Genomic DNA, 24,311 nt, shown 5'->3' with positions numbered 1-24,311 from the left:
CGGCTAGTTTTGTATCAAACAGCAACCTCTATGTGTGGATTGGTACAAAAATACAATGTCCCTGGGCCGCGGTATACCAGTTACCCCACTGTGCCCTATTGGGATCCTAACGGGTTTTCCGGCCAGCACTGGAAAGAGACCGTTAAAAGAGCATTTCAGGAATCCAACCAAACCCAGGGCATCAGCCTGTACCTGCACCTGCCTTTTTGCGAGAGTATGTGTACGTTTTGCGGATGCCATAAGCGCATTACGCGCCAGCATAGTGTGGAGGTACCCTACATCAAGGCCTTGTTAAAAGAGTGGGATCTTTATTGCCAGCTGTTTGACAACCGTCCCATGATCCGGGAATTACACCTGGGTGGGGGTACCCCCACATTCTTTTCCCCCGAAAACCTGGGAATGCTGCTCCGGGGGCTTTTCCGTAAAGCGGACCGGGCCGAGACCTGGGAATTCAGTTTTGAAGGACACCCCGGCAACACCACCCGGGAACACCTGCAGGTCCTGTACGATGCCGGTTTCCGCCGGGTTTCCTATGGGGTGCAGGATTACAGCGAATCCGTGCAGCGGGCCATCCACCGCATTCAGTCCTTTGAACAGGTGGCTGAAATCACCCGGATTTCCCGAGAAATCGGCTTTACTTCCGTAGGACACGATATCATCTATGGCCTACCCCTGCAGACGGCGGACCATATGTCGGAGACCCTTCGCAAGACGGCGGAGATCCGCCCGGACCGCATTGCCTTTTACAGTTATGCTCACGTGCCCTGGCGTAAAGGCAATGGCCAGCGGGGCTATAAGGAAAGCGACCTGCCCTCCCCGGCCGAAAAGCTGCAGCAGTACGAACTGGGTAAACAGGCCCTGAAAAAGGCCGGTTACGCCGAGATCGGGATGGACCATTTTGCCCTCCCGTCGGACGGCCTGTACCGCGCCATGAAGGCCGGGCAATTGCACCGGAATTTCATGGGGTATACGGAAAGCAATACCCGGCTGATGATTGGCCTAGGCGTATCCAGCATTGGCGACAGCTGGTATGCTTTTGCGCAGAATGTCAAAAGCATTGAAGAATACGAACACCTGGTGTCCTGCGGCATCATCCCCCTGATGCGCGGTCACGCGCTAAGCGAGCAGGACCAGCAGGTGCGCCGGCATATCCTGGACCTCATGTGCCGTTTTGAAACGGCCTGGGACAAGGAGCTGCCGGAGGCAATACGGGCGGAGATTGAAGCCCGTTTGCGGGAACCCGAATCGGACGGCCTGGTGGTTCTGGGCCCGGACCGGCTGTCTGTTACAGAAAAGGGACGGATGTTTATCCGGAACATCTGCATGGCCTTCGACCTGCGTTTACACAATAAAGCCCCGGAAACGCGGTTGTTCTCTATGACGGTTTAACCTTAAAACCCAAGCCATGAAAACCATTATCGTTCCCGTTGATTTTTCCCAACAATCCGAATATGCGCTTAAGGCCGCGGCATCCCTGGCCAAGAAGCACGGGGCGGAGATCATAGTCCTGCATATGCTGGAGTTGAATTACGCCATGATTTCTTCTTCGGAGGCCTACCACCCCGAACAAATTGTATTCCTGCTGAAGGCGGCAGAAAAACGCCTGGAGGAATTCCTGGATCAGTCCTATCTGGAAGGGGTAAAAGTTACTCCGGTAATCAAGCATTACAAGGTCTTCTCCGAAGTGAACGACATTGCCGAGAAACACGAGGCAGACCTGATTATTATGGGGTCCCACGGCACGGACGGCCTGGAGGAAATTTTCTTTGGGTCCAATGCAGAGAAGGTGGTGCGCACCTCAGACATCCCCGTCCTGGTCCTGAAAAAGGACCGGCCGAATTTTGCGATCAGCACCTTTGTTTTTGCCTGTGATTTCCGGGAAGACAGCATTCCCGCCTTCCAGAAGGCCAGGGCTTTTGCAGACAAGATGGGAGCGGCCTTTAAGGCGGTTTACATCAATACCCCGGGCGACCATTTCCTGAGCAGCTCGGATATGAACGACCAGATTTCGAAGTTCCTGGACCGTGCCAAGGCCGGTATGCAGGTAGATCATTATTGCGATTACAGTGTGGAACGCGGCGTCCTGAATTACGCCGAGGCCATGCATGCAGACCTGATTGGCATCCCGACCCATGGCCGCAAGGGCATTTCCCATTTCTTTATGGGCAGTATCGGGGAAGACATTGCCAACCATTCCGGCGTTCCGGTAATGACCTTTAAGATATAAGGATTTTAGTTGCTGTTACGATTGGGGAGGCGCATCCTGCGGGATGGCCTCCCTTTTCAATGGTGCTTATACCAACCGCATCTTAACAGGGTCCCAGGCTACAGGCTGCCCTTTGAAGTAGCTTTCGTTGGCCAGCAGGGCCGCTCCGGCAGCGCGAAGCCCGAAGGTGGCGTCCTGTACAACCTTCTTATTGCCACGCACCGCTTCAAAGAAGTTGTGGAAGTGGTCGTAATGCCCGCCCTGGTAATCGCGGGGAGCCTCCCATACCGTTTCGCCCAACTCCAGCTGTTCTGCCCGGTTTGGCGGGAACTGTTTGGCAAATTGTTCCCTGAGGGCCTGCTGGTTGGCTTCGGTCTGGGCCACCATGGAGTAGCCCCCAGGGGCCATGCCCAGTGCCGTCCGGCTGAGTTTTACCGAGCGCTGCCCCACTTCCATGGCGCCCTCGGTCCCCACCATCCGGAAACCGCCACCGCCACCGCCACCGGCAATAAAGTTTACGCGGAAGGAGGCATTAAAGGCGGCATGGGTATCCGTTTTGGGGAAGTCGTAGAAGGTCAGGGTTACATCCGGCACATCGCGTCCGTCGTTCCAATAGCGTAGCCCGCCCGTGGAAAGCGCCCGTACCGGGCCCTGGCTGTCCAGGATGTAGTGCAGGGTGGAAAAGGCGTGAACAAACAAGTCCCCGGCTACCCCGGTACCGTAATCCCGGTAATTGCGCCAGCGGAAGAAGCGCGTATTGTCGTAGGGGCGTTTCGGGGCACGGCCCAGGAAGGTGTCAAAATCTACGGTATCCGGATTGGCGTCCGGGGGGATGGGATACTGCCAGGCCCCTTCGGCCGAATAGCGGTCGTTGTACATGTCCAGCATTACAATTTCCCCGATAGCCCCGGCCTGGTATAGCTCCCGTGCCTTTTCATTGCCCAGGGAAGACATGCCCTGGCTGCCTACCTGCAGGATACCACCGGTTTTCCGTTCGGCTGCTATGATCTCATGGCCTTCCGCGGCCTGTTGTACCATGGGTTTTTCGCAGTACACCGCTTTTCCGGCTTCCAGGGCGTCTATCACAATGCGTTTGTGCCAGTGGTCCGGGGTGGCCACTATTACAGCGTCAATATCCGGACGCGCCAGCAATTCCCGGTAATCCTGGGTTAAGAACAGCCCTTCCCCCCAAAGTTCCGTGGCCCGTTCCAGGCGGCCCGTATAAAGGTCACAAACCGCAGTCAGGGTTACCCCGGGTACTTCCAGGGCAGAGCGGGTATCGTAAATGCCCTGTATGCCGCACCCGATGAGACCCAACTGGATATGGTCGTTGGCCATCGGGGCCTGTCCGGCCAGGCGGGTGAGGGGGCGGGTTTGCCCGTGGGCAGCCATCAGGTAAGGGCCTGTGGCGAGCCCTGCCGTGGCCAGCCCTGCTTTTTTGAGAAAGTTCCTGCGGGGGTTTTGTTCCGGTTTCATGCGGGTAAGGTTTTGAGGTTTGCCCGCTGAAGATACGCGATTCCCCCGGCAGGCGCAACCTGCAGGAGTGGGCTTCTTATCCGAATCGTTCCCGGGCTGCGGCTTCCAGCGCTTCCCTATGCTGGGGGTGGGCAATGGAGATCAGCGCTTTGGCCCGTTGCTGCAGGTTTTTCCCGAAAAGGTTTACCACCCCATACTCCGTGACCACGTAATGCACGTGTGCCCGGGTAGTGGTTACCCCGGCCCCGTGTTGGAGGAAGGGGGTGATTTTCGAAATGCCCCTGGCCGTGGTGGAGGGGAGGGCAAAGATGGGTTTCCCGCCTTCCGAAAGGGATGCCCCCCTGATGAAATCCATCTGCCCGCCTACCCCGGAGTACTGGAAGCTCCCGATGGTGTCTGCACACACCTGCCCGGTGAGGTCAATTTCAATGGCGCTGTTAATGGCGGTAACCCTGGGGTTGGCCCGGATATGGGCGGTGTCGTTGGTATAGGCTGCTTCCCGGAAGTGGACCAGGGGGTTGTCGTCCACAAAGTCATACAGGGCCTGGGAGCCGGCTGCAAAGCTGGTAACAATCTTGTTGGTGTCCAGGCGCTTTTCCTCCCCGGTAATCACCCCGGAATCCACCAGGGGAAGGATGCCATCTGAAAACATCTCTGTATGGATGCCCAGGCGCCGGTGCCCGCCCAGGTTTTGAAGGACGGCATTCGGGATGTTCCCAATCCCCATCTGCAGGGTGGCGCCGTCTTCCACCAGAGAAGCCACATGGGCCCCGATCCGGGCCTCAGTTTCAGAAATGGGAGCCCCTGGGTACCGGTGGATGGGCTCGGGCACTTCCACCAGGGCGTCAATCTGGCTAATGTGGATGATACCGTCCCCGTGGGTGCGGGGCACGTGGGGGTTAAGCTGGGCAATGACTTTTTTGGCCTGCTGCACGGCAGGCAGGGTGATATCCACCGAAACCCCAAGGGAGCAATACCCGTGTTTGTCCGGGGGCGAAACCTGCACCACGGCCACATCGAGCGGAAGGATGCCCCGGCGGAACAATAAATGGATTTCACTCAGGAAAATGGGAATGTAATCGCCCTGGTTGGTGTTTACGGCCTGGCGCATATTGCTGCCCACAAAACAGGTATTGATGCGGAAGGCAGCCCGGTACGGGTCCTGGGCAAAGAGCACCTCCCCGTCCGTGTGGATGGAAATGATTTCCACCTGTTTCAGCTCTTTGTGGCGCTGGCAGATGGCATTGACCAGGGTATTGGGCGTCATGGCGGCCCCCTGTACAAAAACCCGGTTGCCGGAAGCCACAAAGGCGGCGGCTTCTTCCAGGGAAACAAGATTCATCGGCGGCAGATTAAAAGTTGCGGGCGGGGTTTATTCCCCGTCCATGCCCAGGTGTTTCTGATAGAATTCCCAGGCTTTGTGCGCTACGTCCCGCCCCAATTCCAGGCCGGCGATATTGTCGGCTTGGATGTGGTACCCGCCCATCACGCGGGAAATCCCAGCCATTTCCGCGGCCTCGGTAAAGGTGGGGAATTCCAGGACCACCGTGTCGCCGTAGTATGCCGGGTCAATTTCCGTCAGGATTCCCGGTACCAGGGTTACTTTTTCCCCGAAGTAATCGTCTCCGGTAAAGAGTTTCAGGGCTTCCCCGCAGGCGCCGCTCACGGTGCTGTGGCCCGAGGTATAGCTGGGAAAGGGCGGGCAGAGGAAGGTTTCGGGCGAATACGGCCTCCAGGCCTCGCCCTTCATATCGATCATCCCCTTGCCGGGGCCGCCCCATGCCTTGATCATCTGGCCTTCAAAGTAATCGTGGACCAGGGCGTAAGGCCGTGCAAAATCGTAGAACATCTTGGAGTCCCAGGAGGCGATAAAGGCATCCATGGCGGTAATCTGGTTCAGGAAATACATCTTCACGTCCTGGTCCAGAGTATGCTGATCCCGTCGGGAAACATCCTGGGCAAAGTTGAGCCAGTGCCCGGCCTGCTGTACGGATTTGGGGCCGTCCCGCATAAACTCCACCAGGGCTTTGTCCGCATCGGTCAGGTTGGCCTGCATCTCGATCACTTCCCGCACCTCTTTTTCCAGCTGTTCGGAGCCGACCATGGGCGGCGGGCCCGGGCGAAACTGGCTGGCGGAATCCAGGGCGATGGGGGCCACATCCTGCCAATAGGGGGTCAGGCAAGCTGGGGCATAGCGCCCGCCCATGCCATCCGAGAAGTATTTGGGCTGCCAGCGGTTGATGTCTGTGTTTTGCTCCGGGCTGTTTACCGGCTGGTACCCACTGTAGTCAAAATAGGGCATACCGTCGGAACCCGGTTCTTCCCCATACTGGTTGGCCCCGTCGCCTTTCCGGGCTTCGATCACTGCCCGGGCCGCCAGGTTCCCGATCCCAATGGGGTTATCCGGATCCATATTGTGGTTATCCGGGTCCAGGCCCAGGCCCATCATAAAGCCCCGGAACAGAGTGCTGTCCGTATAATAATATTCTTTCATGGCCCCATAGGCCGCATAGCTGATGGCAATTTCCTTGTTTTCCCGGATTCGCTGGGCTGCGGGCACCCGCTCTACGCCTTGCAGGTAAACCGGGAGGGCATGGGCGTCGTAACGGGACCAGGCATCAAAAACGGCCGTAAAGATCAGCGCCAGGTAACGGGAGGTGATGGTCGGGCGGGGTTTAAAACGCTCCGTGTCCAGGGCGGTGGCCTCCAGGGCCATGGCGCCCCACTGATAAGCCACGTTTTCCTTGCCGGTGGGTTCGGCCATTGCGGGGGCCGCTTCCGGGGCCGGTTTGCAGGCTGCAACCAACAAGAGCAGGAGGGGGAAATAGTTGCGCAATTTCATGAATTCGTGTTGTTTGGCGTTTCGCAAGGCAAAAGTACAAATTTAGGGGTGACAGGCCGCTGCCGCGCTCAGGTGTTGGCCCGGAGGCGGGGGGGAAAGGTAGGGGATGCCCAGCCCCAGCCCACGCAAGATAAATAACGCCCCGATCAGCACTACCAGCACAGGGATGGTGCGCCTCAGCAGCGGGGCCCACCGGCCTTTCAGGAGTTTGCCCAAAAGGGCGGCGGCACTCATCAGCGGGATGGTGCCGGCCCCGAACAGCATCATATATGCGGCGCCTTCGGGCGCCGAGGCCAGGGCCATGGCACCGATCAGGGCCATGTATACCAGGCCGCAGGGCAACAGCCCATTGAGCAGACCCAGGGTGAGGAAGGTGTCCGGCCCGCGCTGTTTCAATTGATTGCCCAGGGCATTTCTAAGGCGCCCCACCAGGCGGTAGGCCGGGCGGGTCAGTTGCCAGCGGGAAAACCAGTGGGACGGCACAACCACCGAAAGGATCATGATCAACCCTACCCCAATAGACAGGTATTGCTGGAACCCGAAAAGGTAGAGGCCGCGACCGACCAGCCCAAAGATCAGGCCAATAGCCCCGTAGGCCAGCAGGCGCCCCACATGGTACAGCCCCAGCTGGGCATAGCGGGCAACCGGCCGCTCCCGGTCCAGGGGCAGCATAAAAGCGATGGGGCCGCACATGCCAATGCAGTGCAGGCTTCCCATCAGACCTAATATGAAGGCGGTTGCGATCATTTTTCAATTTGTGAATTTGAAAATTTGTGAATTTGAAAATTTGTGAATTTGGAAATTGCAGCATTCAAGCTTCATGGTTCATTCCTTTAAAAGGAGCTTAATTGACCGCGGCCCTTAAAACGGAACGTTTCCTGATAGTTGATTTCAGGGAGCCATTATTATGGTTGAACGAATCCCCATTTTCAAATTTTCAAATGGGCACATTTTCTAATTAATAAGTTACCCGTCCCCGATACAAATACGGGGTACCCTGGTATTCCCAATCCAGGCGTATGTCCCAGCGACCATCCAACAAGCGGCTTTCGGGTATGAGCAATAGCGTATCGGATATTTGAATGGGCGTTTCAAAATCCAATTGCTTATTGGATGGCCTGTAAAGGGACAAGGTTCCTTTGATTTTGGCGGGTTCCATGCCTTCCGGGAAACGGATGCCCAATCCGGATGCCGTGCGCTCGATGCGCAGGTCCCCCCCGAAGGCTTTTAGGTTGGCGGCGGCATTCAGGTCCGCCTGGTAGGTGAGTTCCTGTTGGTAATAATCCTCCGTGACCATATGGTGGTTTGCTTTTGGGTCTGTGCTGGCCACAAAGACGAAGTATAGGATAAAACTGATAAAGGCGGTAAAGGCCAATACGATTCCGGTTCCCCAGTTGAATTTCATAGCGTATTTATTTAAAGGTCCGCGGCGCCAAAAAGCGCGTCCGGGCCGTTTCGATAAGCGTATCCCCGCTGTATATCCCAACTTCCAGCCGGTCCTTGTCGCCAGTGAGTTCCCCGCTTTTGATTTCGATAAAAAGGGTCCCTTCGGAAAGATCCTGTGCCGGCACCTGAAATCCGCTGCCCTGTACGGGGGTAATGGTTCCCTGGTGCGACAACAGTCCAAAATGGATGTCCGGGATGTTATGGGTGGTTTTATTGATCAGTTTATAGGTGTAAACATTGCTGATGATGTTGTCTGCCTTGCGTTCGTATAATTGGCCTGGCAGCCTCAGGATGGTGGCTTCCACGTCGTTTCTCAGGAAAAGCATCCCGACCAGCACCCCCGTAAGGATAAGCAGGACGGCGGAATACCCTTTCATACGCGCAGTGAATCGGAATTTTTCCTTGTTGGAAATCTCGGCTTCGCTGGCGTAACGGATCAGGCCCGTGGGCAGCCCCACCTTTTCCATTACGGTATCGCATTCGTCAATGCAGGCCGTGCAGTTCACGCATTCCAACTGGGTGCCGTTGCGGATGTCAATACCTGTGGGGCAAACGTGCACACATTGCTTACAGTCTATGCAATCCCCATACCCCTGGGCGTGCCGGTCTTCCCCCTTGCGGAATTTTTTGCGGCCCTGTTCCGCCTCGCCCCGTTTGTGGTCGTAGGCGACCACCACGGATTTATTGTCCAGCAGTACGCCCTGCATCCGGCCGTAGGGGCAGGCAATGATGCACACCTGCTCGCGGAACCAGGCAAAGACAAAATAGAAAACGCCGGTAAAGATCAGCAGGGCTGCCAGGGTACCCGTATGCGCAGCCGGCCCGTCCCAGATATAGCGCAACAGCGTATCGCTGCCAATCAGGTAGGCCAGAAAAATATTGGCGATGCCAAAGGAAATCAGGAAGAACACCGCCCACTTCAGGAGGCGCTTTCGGATCTTTTCCCCGTTCCAGGGCTGGCGCGCCAGGCGGATTTGTGCGCCCCGGTCCCCGTCAATCCAGTATTCGATCCGGCGAAAGACCATTTCCATAAAGATGGTCTGGGGGCACATCCACCCGCAAAAAATCCGGCCAAAGGCTACGGTAAAGAGGGCCACAAAGATCACCCCGATGATCATGGAGATCACAAAAAGGTGGAAATCCTGGGGCCAGAACGGAAAACCGAAGATGTTGAAGCGGCGTTCCAGCACGTTGAACATCAGGAACTGGTTGCCGCCTACTTTCACAAAAGGCGCGGCGAAGAGGAACCCAAGCAGGGCATAGCTTACCCACTTGCGGTAGGTGTAATAACGCCCGCTGGGTTTTTTGGGAAAAATCCAGGCCCGTTTTCCCTCTTCATTAATGGTGGCGATCGAGTCGCGAAACCGTTCCTTTTCCTCGGTCATTACGGGTTACTTCTGTGATACATTTTCGCTGCCTTATTCTGCGGACGGCTGGGATTCTTCTGCCTGTGGCTCCGCCGGCGGGGCGGCATTCGGGTCTGTATACAGATCTCCTTCCGGCGCTTTGGCATCGGGAGGGTTGGTGCCGTGCAGGCTAATGACATAACTGGCTACCTGGGCAATTTCCCCCGGTTTCAGGGTGCTTTTCCAGGCCACCATGCCTTTGCCGTCGCGGCCGCCTTCCGAAATGGTGTTGAAGACGTTGCTAATGCCCCCGCCCAGGATCCAGTAATCGTCCGTGAGGTTGGGGCCGATGCTGCCTCCCCCGTCGGGTTTATGGCAGACGGCGCAATTGGCGGTAAAAACGGCTTCCCCGGCCCTCAGGTCAGAGGCTTCTGTGAGCAATTCCACAGTACTGGCGTCCACCAGGTCCTTGGCTGTTTTCTTGTACTCCTCAACAGCCAGGCGGGCTTCTGCCATATTCTGCTCAAATTCCTCCTTTTGGGTATAGTCATCAAAGATGTGGAAGCGCACCAGGTAGATGGCCCCGAAAATGGCTGTGGCGTAAAAGAGGTAGATCCACCAGGGGGGCAGGCGGTTGTCCAGTTCCTTGATGCCGTCGTAATCATGGTCCAGGATAATTTCCCCTTCTTCCTGAATGGGGCGGCTGGCCGTAAGTTTCTGGTACACCCGTTTCCCCCAGGTCCATTCGCGCGGGCGCTGCCGGGCCTCCAGGTAACGTTGCTTCGCCTCCTCGGAAAGGGTGTTGAACATGATGTTTTCGATAGAGATCAGGATGAGCTCTATAGCGATCAGCAGCAGCAACACCATCAGGAGGAAGAACAGGGTGATCGGGAAGGCGATAAAGGCGGGCTGTTCCCCGGAATCGATGAAGTATTCCATCAGGGCAAAGATGGTGAAGAACAATACGGGGACCCGGATCCAGGACGGGATGAAATGTCTCATTGGTCTGAAGGTTTATGGGGTTGGTCGTCTAGTGGCATTTCGCTCATTTCCTTAATGTGTGCCTTGGAAGTGGTGGCCACCCACCAGAACAGCAGCACAAAGAATACGAAGAAGAGCATCAGGGAGATCAGGGGGTAGGTGGCAACCCCGTCAATGGTCTCCAGGTGGCTTTTTACGAATTTCAGCATGGCTTAGCGGTTTTCGGATGCGATATTCGCATTCTGTTCTACTTTAATGTCGGTGCCCAGGCGCTGCAGGTAGGCGATCAGCGCCACGATCTCGCGGTCGCGCATCTCCACAAAGTCCTCCCCGGCTTCCTGGGCGGCCTGTTTCTGTTCTTCGTAACTCCGGGCAAATTCCGGGTCGGCATACAGGTTCTGTTCAATGGAAGCCGCCTGGGCCGCCATGGAATCGAAGGCTCCCTCTATATCGGCATCGGTATAGGGCACCCCAAGGGTAACCATGGCGCGCATCTTATCCTGGATGGCGCTGCGGTCGTGGGCGTTGCGCACCAGCCACTGGTAGGCGGGCATGATGGAGCCGGAGGAAGTACTCTGCGGGTCGTACATATGGTTCAGGTGCCAGCTGTCCGAATACTTGCCCCCAACGCGCAGCAGGTCAGGCCCGGTGCGCTTGCTGCCCCAAAGGAAGGGGTGGTCGTACACAAATTCCCCGGCCTTGGCGTATTCGCCATAGCGCTCTACCTCGTCGCGGAAGGGGCGGATCATCTGGGAGTGGCAGCTTACGCAGCCCTCGCGAATATAGAGGTCCCGGCCCTCGAGTTCCAGGGGGGTATAGGGTTTTACGCTACTGATGGTGGGGATGTTGGAATCTACCAACAGGGTAGGGATAATCTGCACCACGCCCCCGATCAGGATGGCCAGGGTGGTGAGGACGGTAAACCGCACGGGCAGGCGTTCCAGCCAGGTGTGGTATTTCTCCCCGGACTGGCGGTGGCGGGACACGCGGGCCAGGGCCGGGGCCTCGGCCAGCTCGTCTTCTACGCTGCTGCCGGAACGGATGGTGGCAATGATGTTATACAGCATCACAAACATCCCAATCAGGTACATGGAGCCGCCAATGGCGCGCATCCAGTACATGGGGATAATTTGTTCCACGGTTTCCAGGAAGTTTCCGTAGGTAAGGGTGCCATCCGGGTTGAATTCCTTCCACATCATGGCCTGGGTAAAGCCGGCCACGTACATGGGCAGGGCATAGAGCACAATCCCCAGGGTGCCGATCCAGAAATGGAAGTTGGCCAGGGGGGTAGAGCGCAGGCGCGTCTTGAACATGCGCGGCACCAGCCAGTAAATCATCCCGAAGGTCATAAAGCCGTTCCAGGCCAGGGCCCCAACGTGTACGTGCGCAATCACCCAGTCACTGAAGTGGGCAATGGCGTTGATGTTCTTCAGGGAGAGCATGGGGCCTTCGAAGGTAGACATCCCGTATCCGGTGATGCCTACAACCATGAACTTCAATACGGGGTTGGTCCGCACTTTGTCCCATGCGCCTCTAAGGGTAAGCAAGCCGTTGATCATCCCACCCCAGGAGGGAGCGATCAGCATAACGGAAAAGACTACGCCCAGGTTCTGTGCCCAGTCCGGGAGGGCGGAGTAGAGGAGGTGGTGCGGCCCGGCCCAGATGTAGATAAAGATCAGGGACCAGAAGTGCACGATGGACAGGCGGTAGGAATAAATGGGCCGGTTGGCTGCCTTGGGCACAAAGTAATACATGAGCCCCAGGAAAGGGGTAGTCAGGAAGAAGGCCACGGCGTTATGCCCATACCACCACTGCACCAGGGCATCCTGTACTCCCGCATAGGCGGAGTAGCTCTTCAGGGCGCTAACCGGCAATTCCAGGCTGTTGAATATATGGAGCACAGCCACCGTAACAATGGTGGCCAGGTAAAACCAGATGGCCACATAGAAATGGCGCTGGCGGCGGCGGAGCAGGGTGCCGATAAAATTCCAGCCAAACACCACCCACACAGCAGCAATGGCCAGGTCAATGGGCCATTCCAGTTCTGCGTATTCCTTGGAAGTCGTGTATCCCAGGGGCAGGGTCAGGGCTGCCGCCACAATGATCAGCTGCCAGCCCCAGAAGTTGATGTTGCTCAGGGCATCGCTAAACATGCGGGTTTTGAGCAGGCGCTGGGTGGAGTAATAAACCCCGGCAAAGATGGCATTGCCCACAAAGGCAAAGATCACCGCATTGGTGTGCAGCGGTCTGAGGCGGCCAAAGCTCAGCCAGGAAATCCCGTCCGTGAGGTTCGGGAACAGGAACATGAAGGCCAGCAGCAGGCCAACCAACATGCCCACCACCCCCCAAAGCAGGGTGGCATACAAAAACTTCTGTACGATTTTGTTGTCGTAATGAAATTGTTGGACTTCCATAAAAGCGAATTTAGTTGGGTTGTTTAGTGGGTTCTTCGGACGGTTCTTCCGGCGGGTCCTGGACCAGCTCGTCATCGAAAAGCATGCGTACGGAAGGGGTGTAGGCGTCGTCGAACTGGCCATTGCGGACCGAGAAGATAAAGGCCGCAAAAAAGACCAGGGCTACCAGGAGGCTGATAGCCAATAACATATAAATTACGCCCATACCCTTTGGTAATTTTGGTGTAAAACTAACCGGATGCTGCTGCGAAAAACATGATATAAGTCAGGGTTTCCCATTTATTCGAGTTTTCGGGCAATCCAGTTACTGGCTACGGTGGTAAAGACTACAATACTAATGGAGCTAAGCGGCATCAGGATGGCTGCAATCACAGGTTGCAGCTGCCCGGTTACGGCAAAATACAGCCCCACCAGGTTATAGAGCAGGGAGAGCGCAAAACTGATGCGGATCACCCCCATCCCTTTGCGGGCCACGGCCAGAAAGCGGTCCAGAATAGCAAAGTGCCGGTAGTCCAGGATGGCATCACAGGCCGGGGTGAACAGGTGGGCATCTTCCGAAATGGCAATCCCTACATCGCTTTGCGCCAGGGCCCCGGCATCGTTCAGACCATCGCCCACCATCAAAACGTTCTGCCCTTCCTGCTGCAACTCCCGCACAAAATGCAGTTTGGCCATGGGGGATTGTTCAAAATACATAGGGGTGAGCGGGGGCAGCAGGTTTTCCAGAGCTTGTTGTTCTGAGGGGTTATCCCCGGAAAGCAGGGCCAGTCGATAGCCCTTTCGCAGGCGGTCAAACAAGGGACCCATGCCCTTGCGATAGCTATTGTGGATGTGGAAACACCCTTTGTAGGCGTCATTGGCACTCACATGAACTTCAGTGCCCTGGGCCGGGTCCAAAGCCCCGCCTTTTACAAAGGATCGGGAGCCTACCTTCAGGTGTTGCCCCAGGGCCTCGCCTTCCAGGCCCAGCCCAAGGTGTTCCTCAAAATGATCCAGGGGCACGATGCGGAAAGGGGCCAGTTCCCGGTAGAGGGTCTGGCTTAGGGGGTGGCCGGATGCGCGCAGCAGGTTCCGCAATGCCCCGGCTTCGGCCTCGGTGAGTTCTATCCCTGTATAGGATACGCTGTTTTCCCGGGTGGTACTCAGGGTGCCTGTTTTGTCGAAGATCAGTGTGTCTACCTGGGCCATGCGCTCCAGGGCATCCGTGTCCTTCACATAAAATCCCTTCCGCCCGAAACGGCGCAACAGGTTGCCCAGGGTAAAGGGGGCTGCCAGGGCAATGGCGCAGGGGCAGGCAATGATCAGCACGGCAGTGAGCACGTCCAGGGCGCGGGCCGGGGCAATCCCGAGCCAGACCCCCGCGGCTGTAAAGGCGATGGTCAGCACAGCCAGGGTAAAGCGTTTGCCGATGCGGTCCGTCAGGTTCCTGAAGGCCGACCGGTGGTTTTTGGAAAAGGCGGAATCGCTCCAGAGTTCGGTCAGATAGCTTTGGGAGACGGGTTTGAGGACCTCAATTTCAATAGCCCCCTGCAGTTGTTTGCCCCCGGCAAAGATCTTTTCTCCCGGGGCCTTGTGCACTGGCCGCGCCTCCCCGGTCACAAAGCTGTAATCGATTTCGGCCTGCCCTTTTTGAAGTATGGCATCTGCAGGAATCAAAGACTGGCTGCGGATCAGCAGGCGGTCTCCCTGGGCTACCTCATAGACCGGGACGTTTTCCTCCGCCCCATCCGGCCTGAGCCGGGTAACCGCAATCGGGAAATAGGAGCGGTAGTCCCGTTCAAAGGAAAGGAAGGCATAGGTGCGCTGCTGGAAATACTTCCCGAGCAGCAGGAAAAAGACCAGGCCGGTAAGGCTGTCAAAATACCCGCTGCCCCAGTCCATGGCAATCTCTACGGTGCTGCGCATAAACAAGACCAGGATGCCCAGGGCTATGGGCACGTCTATATTCAGCAGGCGGCTGCGCAGGCCTTTGTAGGCCGCGGTCAGGTAGCCCGAGGCCGAATACAGGACCACCGGCAGGGAAAGGGCAAACATCAGCCATCGGAAAAACCCTTTATACTGTTCGATCCAGTATTCCCCGGTCTCGAAATATTCCGGGAAGGACAGGAACATGATATTCCCGAAGGCAAACCCGGCTACCCCCAATTGGTAAATGAGCTTGCGGTTGCGACGGGGTTTGGCGCTGCTGTACTGCTCCAGGGTAATGGAGGGTTCGTATCCGATAGCCGCCAGCAATTGCACCAGGGTCTTGAGCCCGATGCGTTCGGGGTTAAAGTGGATACGGGCTTCCTTACGGGGGAAATCAACCTGGCTGCTCAGAACCCCGGGGTTAAGCCGGTGCAGGTTTTCCAGGATCCAGATGCAGGAGCTGCAGTGGATGGCCGGGATATTCAGGGTAATGACCTGGTGGGTATCGTCCTGAAAATCGAGCAATCTTCCGGCCATGTCAGGGTCGTCCAGGAAATCGTATTTCCCTTCCGTGGCACCGGGAGTGCGGCCGGCACCGGCTTCCAGTTCGTAGTAGTAATCCAGCTGGTGGTCCCTCAGGATCTGATAGACGGTTTTACACCCCGTACAGCAAAAATCCTTGCCGTCATAGGGTACCGCATCGGCCCCGCAGGGGTCCCCGCAGTGAAAACACGGGTGCTGCTTCATAGGTCAGGTAGTTCCATTCTAAGGTAAACGTTTTTAAAAACCCGGCAAAAATGGGGTTCCCGGTTGGGTAAAAAGATGACATCCGTCAACTTTCAGAAGTGGCCGATTTTGGCTACCTTTACCTAAGCTTAGCTTAGCATATGGAGGAAAATCGTTGCGAAAACTGTATTGTGCGCAAATTCAACGCCCTTCGCGCCATGTCCAAGGAGGAACTCAAGGCCGTTTCGGATGCCAAAGTTTCCAAACAGGTCAAGAAAGGCGAAGCCCTTTTTGAAGAGGGGGAAAAGCTTAACGGCGTGTATTGTGTTCGCGGTGGCGTCTCCAAACTCTCCAAGCTGAGCGCCAATGGCAAGGACCAGATCGTGAAGCTCGCCTCCCGGGGGGAAGTGATCGGGCAGCGCTCCGTGGTGGCCGAGGAAACGTCCAACCTGAGTGCCACCGCAGTGAACGATATGGACGTTTGTTTTATCCCCAAAGAGGCCATTGTCAGTACGCTTCACAAGAATCCGGATTTTACCTTCGAAGTGTTGCGGCACATGGCCCACGACCTGCGGGAAGCAGACGATGTGATTGTAAACATGTCTCAGAAAACCGTGAAGCAGCGGATTGCAGAAGCGCTGTTATACCTGAAAAACAATTTCGGGGAAGATCAGGAGGGCTATTTGGCCCTGGTGCTCTCGCGGGAAGATATTGCCAATGTGGTGGGGACGGCCACCGAATCCTGCATCCGGATCCTTTCGGAATTTCGTTCCAAAGGCTTTATCAAAACCTCCGGAAAACGGATGCGCATTGCGGACGAGCGCAAGCTCCGCGACCTGGCAGAGGGCTTCTGAAGCCCATTCGACAAGCCGATTCCATTTTTTTTGAAACCTGATCATTATCATTATTTCCGCTTGGCCGGCCGGTTATCTTTACCCCATGATAGCCCCCACGTGTCATGGAGATTCATGAGCTTTTAATACCAACCGATTTTTCGGATACTGCCCGAAACGCCACTGACTATGCCCTGGCGTTTTTTGCAGGGACGCCATGTACCATCCACTTTCTGAACACCTACACCCCGGATTTTGTGAACAGTCGGGTGATGGCGGTAACCTATAATGCCAATTACGGGGAAGACCGGATGGAGCGTTCCTCCCGGGAAGGCTTGGAACAACTGGTCGATACCCTGAGCCGGCAGAGCCATGGCCAGGGGTTCCAGTACACCACCACCTCCTCTTTTAACCTGCTAACCGAGGAAATACGCCAACAGGTAAGCCTGCGCGGCATTGACATGATTGTGTCCGGGACCTCCGGGGCCAGTGGCCTGAAGGAAGTCTTTCTGGGCAGCAATACGGTGCGGATGCTGCGGGTAGCCAACCAGACCCCGGTGCTGGTGGTGCCCAGGGAGGCCCGCTTCCGCGGCATCCCCAAAATCGGTTTTGTAACCGATTTCAACCGGCCGTATACCGTACGGCAACTGGAATGGCTACACGCTACCGTTACGCGTTTTGAAGCGGGGCTGGAGGTGATGCATATCGGGCGCCCGGATACCCAGACCGAACTTCAGTCCTTTCACCGCAAGCAATTGTTGCTGGAACTGGATGCCCTGGACCCGCATCTGTGCTGGTTGCCCCCGGAAGCCGGAAAGGCACAGCTCATCGAGCGCTATATCAGGGATTCCGGTATCAAGCTTCTGGTTATGGTCCGCAATGAGCGCAGCACCCTGGAGGAACTCCTGCGCGAGCCGGTAGTCAAACGGGTGGCTTTCCACACGCCTGTACCCATGCTGGTGCTTCCTCCGGCCAGCCTTTAAAACGCCCGCCTACGCCCAATCGGGTGGTCTTCAAAAAAAGGGGCAAGCCAGCACAAAGCAGAAAGCTTTTATTTTTTATAAGAACCGGAATAGCCTGCTTCGGTGCGGCTAAAAGGGTGCTGAAGCGCTGCTTCAGGAGAGGGGGGAAGGGGCCGGTTTGGCAGGCTCATCCATCCGGAAGGGGTTCAGCTGCAGGTGGGCAAAGACAAACCAAACGGTAGAAGACAAAGCGGCCTGGCGGTCTGCATGGTCCCACAGGCTTACCGCCCCGTAGGAGCTGCCCTGGTTTGCCGCATAGGGCAGGCCCAGGGTGTCCTGGTTCTTCTGACCGGGAACCAGGGAGGCCTCCAGGTGCTTCAGGGTTTCCCGGAAACCGGCAGTCATGCCGTTTTCGGCCATGGCCAGGGCAATTTGGGAGGTGCCTTCCAGCCATACTACATCCAGGTCGCGGTCAAAACAATATCCAGATACCGGGGTGCCATTAACGCTATGGGATTGTACGGTCATAAATTGTTCTGCAGTTTCGATAAAGGGCAGGTCGGTGTTGGCCCAGATCAGGGCGGGCAGGGAATGCAGGTCCAGGGCGTTGGCGTAGCGGGAGGGTTGGTCCTCGGCCAGCAGCTGGGATCCGGTTTCATCCCAGCGATTTGCCTGCAGATACTGCAGCAGGCGCTCGTGGAAAGCATCATTGCCGGAAACCGCCTGATAGGCAGTAATCATACCTTCGGTAACCTTGGGGATCAGGGTGCCGTCTGCATTAGTGCCCCCAAACAGGGACCCGTCCGTGTCCTGCATAGAGCGCAGCCAGTGGTCCAGGGCCCCGATCAGGGCATCATAAGTAGGGTCGGCGTAGGTGTCGCGGTAGTGGCGCAGGGCCATCAGCAGCCAGGCATTATCGCCAATCCATACATGGGAGGGTTCGCTGCCTGAAAGGTGTCGAAATTGGTAGAACCCGCCCCCGGTTTGGGCGAATTCAGAAACCAGGCGATTGTTGAAATAATCGAAAATGTGGCGGGCCTGGGCTGTATGTCCGGTTTTGGTGAAGAGGATGGCCGCCAGGGCGTTGTCGTAGAGGGATACAAACCCGGTACCCTCTGCACTTTCCATCAGGCCGTTGCCAGCCTGCATCCCACGTACCCATTCCAGGGCCAGGGCTGCCGAACCCGGGAGTTCCAGTGTCAGAGCACTGGAAGCAGGAACCCCTTCGGACAGTTCGGTTTTCTGACATCCCAGGAACAGGGCAAAACTCAGCAGGAAAAGATAGAAACGCTTATTCATGACGGTAATTCTTATAGGACGAAAGTAGTTTAAGGAAGCAGGCTTCCGGGGAGGATTGCGCTCAGCTTCGCCTATCCATCGATTAATGCCGCCGAGGCATCGTTTGATGCCAAATCGACTGCCACTGGCCGAAAAAGGGCACCACTGGCCGATCATTTTTTCGGCGAATGGCAGGATTTCTGCGGAAGGCAGCTCTGAGAATTCCGGAAGCGGAAAAGCAAAAATTCCAAAAGTTTCCTATCTTTGTCTTGTTGTGTTGTGTTCCCTTAACCGGGAACAATGGTCAGCGGTTAAAAGCCGCTTCCAATGAAAGGCTTTCCATTACGGGAGGCTTTTTTTGTTGACACCCGGTTCTCCCTCTTCCACCTTCCCGGCGGAAAATCGCCTTCCCGTCTTCTGTCCGGCATCCTTTTCGATGCCCTGAAAATGTCGTATTTTTAAGGTGGAAAAAATAGAGTCCATATGCCCTTATACCACAAGCTGGGGAAGATGCCCCACAAGCGCCATACCACCTTTCGCAAAGCCGACGGCAGCCTGCATTACGAACAATTGTTCGGCACCATTGGTTTTGATGGGATGTCCTCCCTGCTGTACCACCTGCACCGCCCTACCCAGGTGAAGGAAATCCTGGAAGCCACAGACCTGAGCCCTCAGGCAGCGGTGGCCCATAATATGCACTCCCGCCTCTTGAAAGGGCTGGAATTGCCGCCGGCAGACGATTACCTGGATAGTCGGAAAGTAATTTTGTTCAACTCCGATGTCCATATTGCGCTGGCTGCGCCCCGCCGCTCCCAGACCGATTACTTTTACAAAAATGCCGATGCAGACGAACTGTTATTTGTGCATGAAGGCTCCGGCACCCTGAAAACCTTTATGGGGGAAATCCCCTTTGAATATGGGGACTACCTCCTGATTCCCCGGGGGATGATCTATCAGATCCATTTTGACGGCCCCGATAACCGGCTTTTTGTGGTGGAATCCTACCATCCCATTTATACCCCCAAACGCTATCGAAACTGGTTTGGCCAGCACCTGGAACACAGTCCGTTCTGCGAACGGGATTTCAAACTGCCCCGAAACCTGCAGACCCATGATGAAAAAGGGGAATTCCTGATGAAGATCAAAAAACAGGGGCAGCTGCACCAACTGGTTTATGCCACCCACCCCTTTGACGTGGTGGGCTGGGATGGGTACAATTATCCCTATGGCTTCTCCATTCACGACTTCGAACCCATTACCGGGCGGGTGCATCAACCGCCGCCCGTGCACCAAACCTTCGAAACCGGGGCTTTTGTGGTGTGCTCCTTTGTGCCCCGCCTCTACGACTACCATCCCGAGGCCATCCCCGCCCCTTACAACCATTCCAACATCGATTCCGATGAGGTCCTCTACTATGTAGATGGGGACTTTATGAGCCGCAAGGGGATCGATAAAGGGTATATCTCGCTCCACCCGGCCGGCATTCCGCACGGGCCGCACCCGGGGACCTACGAAGCCAGTATCGGCAAAAAGGGGACGGAGGAGCTGGCGGTAATGGTCGACACCTTCAAGCCGTTACAGGTTACCCAAACCGCGTTGGACCTGGATAACGGAAACTACTATAAGTCCTGGTTAGAGTAAGCCCGGGTGGTGCAGGGCGGTATGAATCAGGCTGGCTGCCAGACGGGCGGTTTGCCCGTCGCGGTCCAGGCCGGGGTTCATCTCGGCCAGGTCCATGCTTACCACCTTTCCCGTATCCCAAACCGCGCGCAGTAAGGGCAGGATTTCCTGTGGGGTAAATCCCATAGGGGAGGCAGCGCTTACCCCCGGGGCAAAGGCCGAGGTAAAACCGTCCAGGTCAATGCTGAGATAAATGGCATCCAGGCTTTCGCAGAACGCAAGCAGGCGAGTTTCCGCCGCCCCGGTATCTCCCAGGCTGTCGCGGGAAAGGCACAGGACCCCCCATTGGGAAGCCCGGTCCAGGAGTTCCTGGGTATTGGCGTCTGCGCGTACCCCCACACATGCATAGGAAAAGCGGTCGCCCCGCGCTTCGCAATCGGCGGCCATCTGATGGTACGGGCTACCCGAATGGCCCCTGGGCACGGGTTGCCTCAGGTCCAGATGGGCGTCAAAATTAATCATCCCCAGGCGGCCCTTGCCGGGCATCAGGCCCCGAAGACCCATGTAGTGGGCGTAGGCCATATCATGGCCTCCACCCAGGCCTATCGGAAAATACCCCGTTTCCAGTAAGGTTTTGAGGCAGTTGGCAAAACCCTTTTGCGCGCCTTCCATATCCGTGTTTTCCCTGATGTTGCCTGCATCCGCAAGGGCAACGGGGCCGCCGTGCAGGAGGGGGAGTTTTCCCAGGGCTTCGCGGATGGCATTTGGCCCTTCGGCGGCGCCCACACGGCCCTGGTTACGGGCCACCCCCGCTTCGCAGGCATAGCCCAAAAGGGCCGGGAGGCGGGTTTCTGTCAGGCGGGCAGGACTGTCTTCCAGGTTCAGCAACCGGATGTGCTGGTAGAGGTAGTCGGGGTGCTGTGCCTGCCGACCGGACCACCAGGAAGGTTGGGCTGCTTCGTAGGTCATGGTTCCTGGTTTTCTGAAGGATAGAGGTCTTGAAGCAGGCTTGCGTTTACCCGGTGCGGTAAAGCTACGGATAACCCCGGGCTGCGGTCCAGTTCCCGCTGCATAGCCTGCATGGCTTCCGGGTTCCGCGCCCAGCTGCGCCGGGCAATCCCGTTGTTCACGTCGAAAAAGAGCATGGACTCCAGGCGGCGCCCGGCCTCTTCACTGCCATCCAGGACCAGCCCGAAGCCCCCGTTGATGACTTCGCCCCAGCCCACGCCACCGCCATTGTGGATGGAAACCCAGGTGGCCCCGCGGAAACTGTCGCCGATCACGTTGTGGATGGCCATGTCTGCCGTAAACTGGCTGCCGTCGTAAATGTTGCTGGTTTCCCGGAACGGGCTGTCCGTACCGCTTACGTCGTGGTGATCCCTGCCCAGGACTACCGGGGCGGAAATCTCTCCCCGGGCCAGGGCCTGGTTAAAGGCTTTGGCAATTCGGATGCGCCCCAGGGCATCGGCATAGAGAATCCGGGCCTGGGAACCCACCACCAGGCGGTTTTCCCGGGCCTGTTCCATCCACCGAATGTTGTCGCGGAGCTGGCCCGAGATGTCCTCCGGGGCAGTTTCGCTTTGCTCCCGCAAAACACGCAGGGCAATCTGGTCTGTTGTATGGAGGTCTTCTTCCCGCCCGGAGGTGCATACCCACCGGAAGGGGCCAAACCCGTAGTCAAAACAGAGGGGCCCGAGGATGTCCTGCACATAGGAGGGATAGCGGAAGCCATTGCCCGCGGTATCCATGATATCGGCGCCGGCCCGTGAGGCCTCCAGCAAAAAAGCATTGCCGTAATCGAAGAAATAGGTGCCCTTTTTGGTATGCCGGTTTATGGCGGCCACATGCCGGCGCAGGGAGGCCTGTACGGCTTCACGGAATTGGTCTGGTGCTTCGGCCATCATCCGGTTGGATGCTTCAAAACTCAAACCCGCCGGGTAGTACCCCCCGGCCCAGGGGTTGTGCAGGGAAGTCTGGTCGCTGCCCAGGGTTACCGGGAGGTTTTCCCGGTCGAAGGCTTCCCAGAGGTCCACCACATTGCCCAGGTAGGCCAGGGAAACCACTTCCTTTCCGGCAATGGCTTTCCGGGTGCGTTCTACCAGGGATTGCAAGTCCTCATGAAGTTCATCCACCCAACCCTGCTCATGCCGTTTACGCGCTGCTGCCGGGTTAATCTCCGCACATACGGTAATACAGCCGGCAATGTTCCCGGCCTTGGGCTGGGCGCCGCTCATACCGCCCAGGCCCGCAGTCAGGAATACCTTCCCGCCAAAATGGTCGGCCCCGGGCAGGACCCGCCTGAAGGCGTTTAGCACCGTTATGGTTGTGCCGTGCACAATGCCCTGCGGCCCGATATACATGTAGGATCCGGCCGTCATCTGTCCGTATTGGGTCACCCCCAGGGCGTTGTAGCGCTCCCAGTCGTCCGGGCGGGAGTAATTGGGGATCATCATCCCGTTGGTTACCACTACCCGGGGTGCCCCGGGCGAAGAAGGGAATAATCCCATGGGATGGCCCGAATACATGTGCAGGGTTTGGTCTGCTTCCATACGGGAGAGGTACTGCATGGTAAGCAGGTATTGGGCCCAGTTCTGGAATACCGCCCCGTTCCCCCCGTAGGTGATCAGTTCTTCGGGATGCTGTGCCACTTTGGGGTCCAGGTTGTTCTGGATCATAAGCATGATGGCTGCAGCCGCAGTGGTACGGGCCGGGTAGTCGGCAATGGGCCGGGCATACATGGGGTACTCCGGCTTAAAGCGGTACATGTAAATACGCCCGTAGGTTTCGAGCTCCTGCTTGAATTCGGCTGCCAGTTCCTTATGCCACTGGGGCGAAAAATACCGCAGGGCATTCTGCAGGGCCAGTTTTTTTTCTGTCGGATTCAGGATGTCTTTCCGCCGCGGGGCATGCGGCACTTCAGGGTCTCTGGGCCGGGGTGGCGGCAGGGTAGGCGGGATGCCCTGGCAGATGGCTTCCTGGAAGGCGGTAAGGGTTTTGGTCTCAGGCATGGGTTTCGGCATTGGTGTCCAGGATGCATTGCCCGTTTTTCCAGACGGATGCAGGTTTCAGGCGCCCCTGGTGATAGGTGATTTCGTTGTAGTGGTCTGTGGGGTAGACGTTAAAGTCTGCCCGGGCCCCGGCCAGCAGGCGGCCGCGGTCCGAAAGCCCCAGGGCAGCCGCAGCTCGGAAGGTGATACCTGCCAGCACTTCGGCATTGCTCAGTTTCTCGGCGGCCCCCAGGATGGAAGCCTGTGCGATCAGGTCGCCCATGGGGGCAGACCCCGGATTGTAGTCGCTGGCAATGGCCAGGCACCCGCCGGCATCCAGCAGGGCCCGTGCCGGGGTATACCCGCAACCCAGGCCCAGGGAGGCCCCGGGCAGTGCCATTGCCACCACCTGGCTTTGGGCCAGGGCTTCAATTTCGGCGGGGCCGCTGGCCTCCAGATGGTCGGCACTCCGCGCCCCACACCCAATTGCCACAGCGCTCCCGCCCGTGCTGAACTGGTCCGCGTGGACAGTGAGTTCAAAGCCCTGCCTGAGGGCTTCCGAGAAATAGGCAGAGGTTTGCTCGGGCGTAAAGGCGCCCTTTTCTACAAAGGCATCCACCCGCAGGCTGAGTTCTTCTTTTCGAATTTGGGGCAGGAGCTCCCGGGCCACCTGTTCCAGGTAGGCTTCCGGGCTGCCGCCGAAGTCCCGTGGGGCCATATGGGCCGCCAGGCAGGTAGGAACCAGGTCCAGGAGGGTGTATTTACCCGCCTCGCGAATGGCCCGGAGCATCTTCAGTTCTTCCGTTATGGAAAGACCATACCCGCTTTTCACCTCCAGGGTGGTGATGCCGTCTGCGACAAAGCGCTGGCACCGGGCCAGCAGCAGTTCGGTCAATTGGGCCTGTGAGGCCTTGCGGGTCTTTCCCACGGTGTCCCAGATGCCCCCTCCGGCGGCAGCGATCTCCTGATAGCTGCTGCCGCTGTTTCTCAGGGCATAATCCCGGGCTCTACTCCCGGCAAAGCAGCTATGCGTATGGGCATCCACCCATCCGGGTACCGCAACTGCAGGCCCGTTAATGTCCACGCGTTCCGCATCGGCTGCGTTTTCCGCCAGGGCGGAGTAGGGGCCTGCTTCCAGGACCCTCCCCCTTTCCACCAAAAGCCCTCCCTGGTGGATCACTTCCAACCGGGAGTCCCTTAAAGGTCCTTTCAGGGGGAGGCCATTCAGGGTCAGCAGTTGGGTAAAAGGGCCTATCAGGCGTTGCGTTGGTTTCTTGGCCATGGGA

The 24,311-nt window shown here is 57.3% G+C and carries 20 protein-coding genes; 5 read left to right on the top strand and 15 right to left on the bottom strand.

The annotated features are described in order from the left end of the window. The first annotated feature begins 30 nt into the window (after positions 1-30). Both hemN and OZ410_RS02270 read left to right on the top strand, forming a co-directional pair. The gene (hemN, locus tag OZ410_RS02275; RefSeq protein WP_277706285.1) at positions 31-1,389 is read left to right on the top strand and encodes an oxygen-independent coproporphyrinogen III oxidase; all 1,359 of its coding nucleotides are present in this window, start codon (positions 31-33) and stop codon (positions 1,387-1,389) included. Between the two features lie 16 nt (positions 1,390-1,405). After that, complete coding sequence (locus OZ410_RS02270; RefSeq protein ID WP_277706284.1) at positions 1,406-2,227, top strand: universal stress protein; 822 nt, start codon at positions 1,406-1,408, stop codon at positions 2,225-2,227. A gap of 66 nt (positions 2,228-2,293) precedes the next feature. Here OZ410_RS02270 and OZ410_RS02265 read toward each other — a convergent pair whose 3' ends face one another. The 11 genes from OZ410_RS02265 to OZ410_RS02215 all read right to left on the bottom strand — a co-directional run bounded on the left by OZ410_RS02265 (position 2,294) and on the right by OZ410_RS02215 (position 15,366). Then, a complete protein-coding gene (locus OZ410_RS02265) occupies positions 2,294-3,682 on the bottom strand; it encodes a Gfo/Idh/MocA family protein (protein ID WP_277706283.1) in 1,389 nt (462 codons plus the stop codon). Positions 3,683-3,758: 76 nt separating this feature from the next. Further along, the gene (locus OZ410_RS02260; RefSeq protein WP_277706282.1) at positions 3,759-5,024 is read right to left on the bottom strand and encodes an acetyl-CoA hydrolase/transferase family protein; all 1,266 of its coding nucleotides are present in this window, start codon (positions 5,022-5,024) and stop codon (positions 3,759-3,761) included. Between the two features lie 30 nt (positions 5,025-5,054). After that, on the bottom strand, positions 5,055-6,524 hold the full coding sequence (locus OZ410_RS02255) for a vanadium-dependent haloperoxidase (protein WP_277706281.1): 1,470 nt from the start codon (positions 6,522-6,524) through the stop codon (positions 5,055-5,057). Between the two features lie 42 nt (positions 6,525-6,566). Beyond that, positions 6,567-7,271 carry a sulfite exporter TauE/SafE family protein gene (locus OZ410_RS02250; protein ID WP_277706280.1) on the bottom strand — a complete coding sequence of 235 codons (705 nt, stop codon included), beginning with the start codon at positions 7,269-7,271 and terminating at the stop codon, positions 6,567-6,569. 211 nt (positions 7,272-7,482) lie between these two features. Continuing rightward, entirely contained in the window at positions 7,483-7,929 is a 447-nt protein-coding gene (locus tag OZ410_RS02245; protein WP_277706279.1) for a FixH family protein, read from the bottom strand. A gap of 7 nt (positions 7,930-7,936) precedes the next feature. Continuing rightward, complete coding sequence (ccoG, locus tag OZ410_RS02240) at positions 7,937-9,355, bottom strand: cytochrome c oxidase accessory protein CcoG (protein WP_277706278.1); 1,419 nt, start codon at positions 9,353-9,355, stop codon at positions 7,937-7,939. A 33-nt stretch (positions 9,356-9,388) separates the two neighbouring features. Continuing rightward, a complete protein-coding gene (locus OZ410_RS02235; RefSeq protein ID WP_277706277.1) occupies positions 9,389-10,318 on the bottom strand; it encodes a cbb3-type cytochrome c oxidase N-terminal domain-containing protein in 930 nt (309 codons plus the stop codon). Next, a complete protein-coding gene (locus tag OZ410_RS02230; protein ID WP_277706276.1) occupies positions 10,315-10,506 on the bottom strand; it encodes a CcoQ/FixQ family Cbb3-type cytochrome c oxidase assembly chaperone in 192 nt (63 codons plus the stop codon). Before OZ410_RS02230 ends, OZ410_RS02235 begins: the two co-directional genes overlap by 4 nt. A 3-nt stretch (positions 10,507-10,509) precedes the next feature. Next, positions 10,510-12,711 carry a cytochrome-c oxidase, cbb3-type subunit I gene (gene ccoN, locus OZ410_RS02225; protein ID WP_277706275.1) on the bottom strand — a complete coding sequence of 734 codons (2,202 nt, stop codon included), beginning with the start codon at positions 12,709-12,711 and terminating at the stop codon, positions 10,510-10,512. A gap of 10 nt (positions 12,712-12,721) precedes the next feature. Then, entirely contained in the window at positions 12,722-12,916 is a 195-nt protein-coding gene (ccoS, locus tag OZ410_RS02220) for a cbb3-type cytochrome oxidase assembly protein CcoS (RefSeq protein ID WP_277706274.1), read from the bottom strand. 74 nt (positions 12,917-12,990) lie between these two features. Continuing rightward, a complete protein-coding gene (locus OZ410_RS02215; RefSeq protein ID WP_277706273.1) occupies positions 12,991-15,366 on the bottom strand; it encodes a heavy metal translocating P-type ATPase in 2,376 nt (791 codons plus the stop codon). A 140-nt stretch (positions 15,367-15,506) separates the two neighbouring features. On the opposite strand from OZ410_RS02215, the gene OZ410_RS02210 reads away from it, so the two are divergent. Continuing rightward, the gene (locus OZ410_RS02210; RefSeq protein ID WP_277706272.1) at positions 15,507-16,199 is read left to right on the top strand and encodes a Crp/Fnr family transcriptional regulator; all 693 of its coding nucleotides are present in this window, start codon (positions 15,507-15,509) and stop codon (positions 16,197-16,199) included. Positions 16,200-16,303: 104 nt separating this feature from the next. Next, positions 16,304-17,161: a universal stress protein gene (locus OZ410_RS02205; protein WP_277706271.1), complete on the top strand. Its 858-nt coding sequence runs from the start codon at positions 16,304-16,306 to the stop codon at positions 17,159-17,161. 132 nt (positions 17,162-17,293) lie between these two features. Here OZ410_RS02205 and OZ410_RS02200 read toward each other — a convergent pair whose 3' ends face one another. Beyond that, positions 17,294-18,439 (bottom strand): hypothetical protein, encoded by a 1,146-nt coding sequence (locus OZ410_RS02200; protein WP_277706270.1) that lies wholly within the window; start codon positions 18,437-18,439, stop codon positions 17,294-17,296. 462 nt (positions 18,440-18,901) lie between these two features. Here OZ410_RS02200 and OZ410_RS02195 point away from each other — a divergent pair, with 462 nt between their 5' ends. Further along, complete coding sequence (locus OZ410_RS02195; RefSeq protein ID WP_277706269.1) at positions 18,902-20,059, top strand: homogentisate 1,2-dioxygenase; 1,158 nt, start codon at positions 18,902-18,904, stop codon at positions 20,057-20,059. Here the strand turns inward: OZ410_RS02195 and hutG are convergent. Genes hutG through hutI form a run of 3 tightly spaced genes read right to left on the bottom strand, consistent with a single transcriptional unit; the run spans position 20,051 to position 24,307 of the window. Next, on the bottom strand, positions 20,051-21,007 hold the full coding sequence (hutG, locus tag OZ410_RS02190) for a formimidoylglutamase (RefSeq protein ID WP_277706268.1): 957 nt from the start codon (positions 21,005-21,007) through the stop codon (positions 20,051-20,053). The two genes, OZ410_RS02195 and hutG, sit on opposite strands and share 9 nt — an antisense overlap. Continuing rightward, positions 21,004-23,046 (bottom strand): urocanate hydratase, encoded by a 2,043-nt coding sequence (locus OZ410_RS02185; RefSeq protein WP_277706267.1) that lies wholly within the window; start codon positions 23,044-23,046, stop codon positions 21,004-21,006. Before OZ410_RS02185 ends, hutG begins: the two co-directional genes overlap by 4 nt. After that, entirely contained in the window at positions 23,039-24,307 is a 1,269-nt protein-coding gene (gene hutI, locus OZ410_RS02180) for an imidazolonepropionase (RefSeq protein ID WP_277706266.1), read from the bottom strand. Before hutI ends, OZ410_RS02185 begins: the two co-directional genes overlap by 8 nt. Between the last annotated feature and the right edge of the window lie 4 nt (positions 24,308-24,311).

The sequence above is a fragment of the Robiginitalea aestuariiviva genome, from assembly GCF_029537735.1.
Classification (GTDB): Bacteria; Bacteroidota; Bacteroidia; order Flavobacteriales; family Flavobacteriaceae; genus Robiginitalea; species Robiginitalea aestuariiviva.
The sequence above is the reverse complement of the archived record's forward strand: the minus strand, read 5'-3'. Positions and strand labels throughout refer to the sequence as shown.

Coding starts and splice junctions, on each gene's coding strand:
- hutI (WP_277706266.1), bottom strand. CDS start 24,307: ATGGCCAAGAAACCAACGCAACGCCTGATAGGCCCTTTTACCCAACTG.
- OZ410_RS02185 (WP_277706267.1), bottom strand. CDS start 23,046: ATGCCTGAGACCAAAACCCTTACCGCCTTCCAGGAAGCCATCTGCCAG.
- OZ410_RS02270 (WP_277706284.1), top strand. CDS start 1,406: ATGAAAACCATTATCGTTCCCGTTGATTTTTCCCAACAATCCGAATAT.
- ccoG (WP_277706278.1), bottom strand. CDS start 9,355: ATGACCGAGGAAAAGGAACGGTTTCGCGACTCGATCGCCACCATTAAT.
- OZ410_RS02245 (WP_277706279.1), bottom strand. CDS start 7,929: ATGAAATTCAACTGGGGAACCGGAATCGTATTGGCCTTTACCGCCTTT.
- OZ410_RS02250 (WP_277706280.1), bottom strand. CDS start 7,271: ATGATCGCAACCGCCTTCATATTAGGTCTGATGGGAAGCCTGCACTGC.
- OZ410_RS02255 (WP_277706281.1), bottom strand. CDS start 6,524: ATGAAATTGCGCAACTATTTCCCCCTCCTGCTCTTGTTGGTTGCAGCC.
- ccoS (WP_277706274.1), bottom strand. CDS start 12,916: ATGGGCGTAATTTATATGTTATTGGCTATCAGCCTCCTGGTAGCCCTG.
- OZ410_RS02265 (WP_277706283.1), bottom strand. CDS start 3,682: ATGAAACCGGAACAAAACCCCCGCAGGAACTTTCTCAAAAAAGCAGGG.
- OZ410_RS02235 (WP_277706277.1), bottom strand. CDS start 10,318: ATGAGACATTTCATCCCGTCCTGGATCCGGGTCCCCGTATTGTTCTTC.
- OZ410_RS02260 (WP_277706282.1), bottom strand. CDS start 5,024: ATGAATCTTGTTTCCCTGGAAGAAGCCGCCGCCTTTGTGGCTTCCGGC.
- hemN (WP_277706285.1), top strand. CDS start 31: ATGTGTGGATTGGTACAAAAATACAATGTCCCTGGGCCGCGGTATACC.
- OZ410_RS02205 (WP_277706271.1), top strand. CDS start 16,304: ATGGAGATTCATGAGCTTTTAATACCAACCGATTTTTCGGATACTGCC.
- OZ410_RS02200 (WP_277706270.1), bottom strand. CDS start 18,439: ATGAATAAGCGTTTCTATCTTTTCCTGCTGAGTTTTGCCCTGTTCCTG.
- ccoN (WP_277706275.1), bottom strand. CDS start 12,711: ATGGAAGTCCAACAATTTCATTACGACAACAAAATCGTACAGAAGTTT.
- OZ410_RS02210 (WP_277706272.1), top strand. CDS start 15,507: ATGGAGGAAAATCGTTGCGAAAACTGTATTGTGCGCAAATTCAACGCC.
- OZ410_RS02230 (WP_277706276.1), bottom strand. CDS start 10,506: ATGCTGAAATTCGTAAAAAGCCACCTGGAGACCATTGACGGGGTTGCC.
- OZ410_RS02195 (WP_277706269.1), top strand. CDS start 18,902: ATGCCCTTATACCACAAGCTGGGGAAGATGCCCCACAAGCGCCATACC.
- hutG (WP_277706268.1), bottom strand. CDS start 21,007: ATGACCTACGAAGCAGCCCAACCTTCCTGGTGGTCCGGTCGGCAGGCA.
- OZ410_RS02215 (WP_277706273.1), bottom strand. CDS start 15,366: ATGAAGCAGCACCCGTGTTTTCACTGCGGGGACCCCTGCGGGGCCGAT.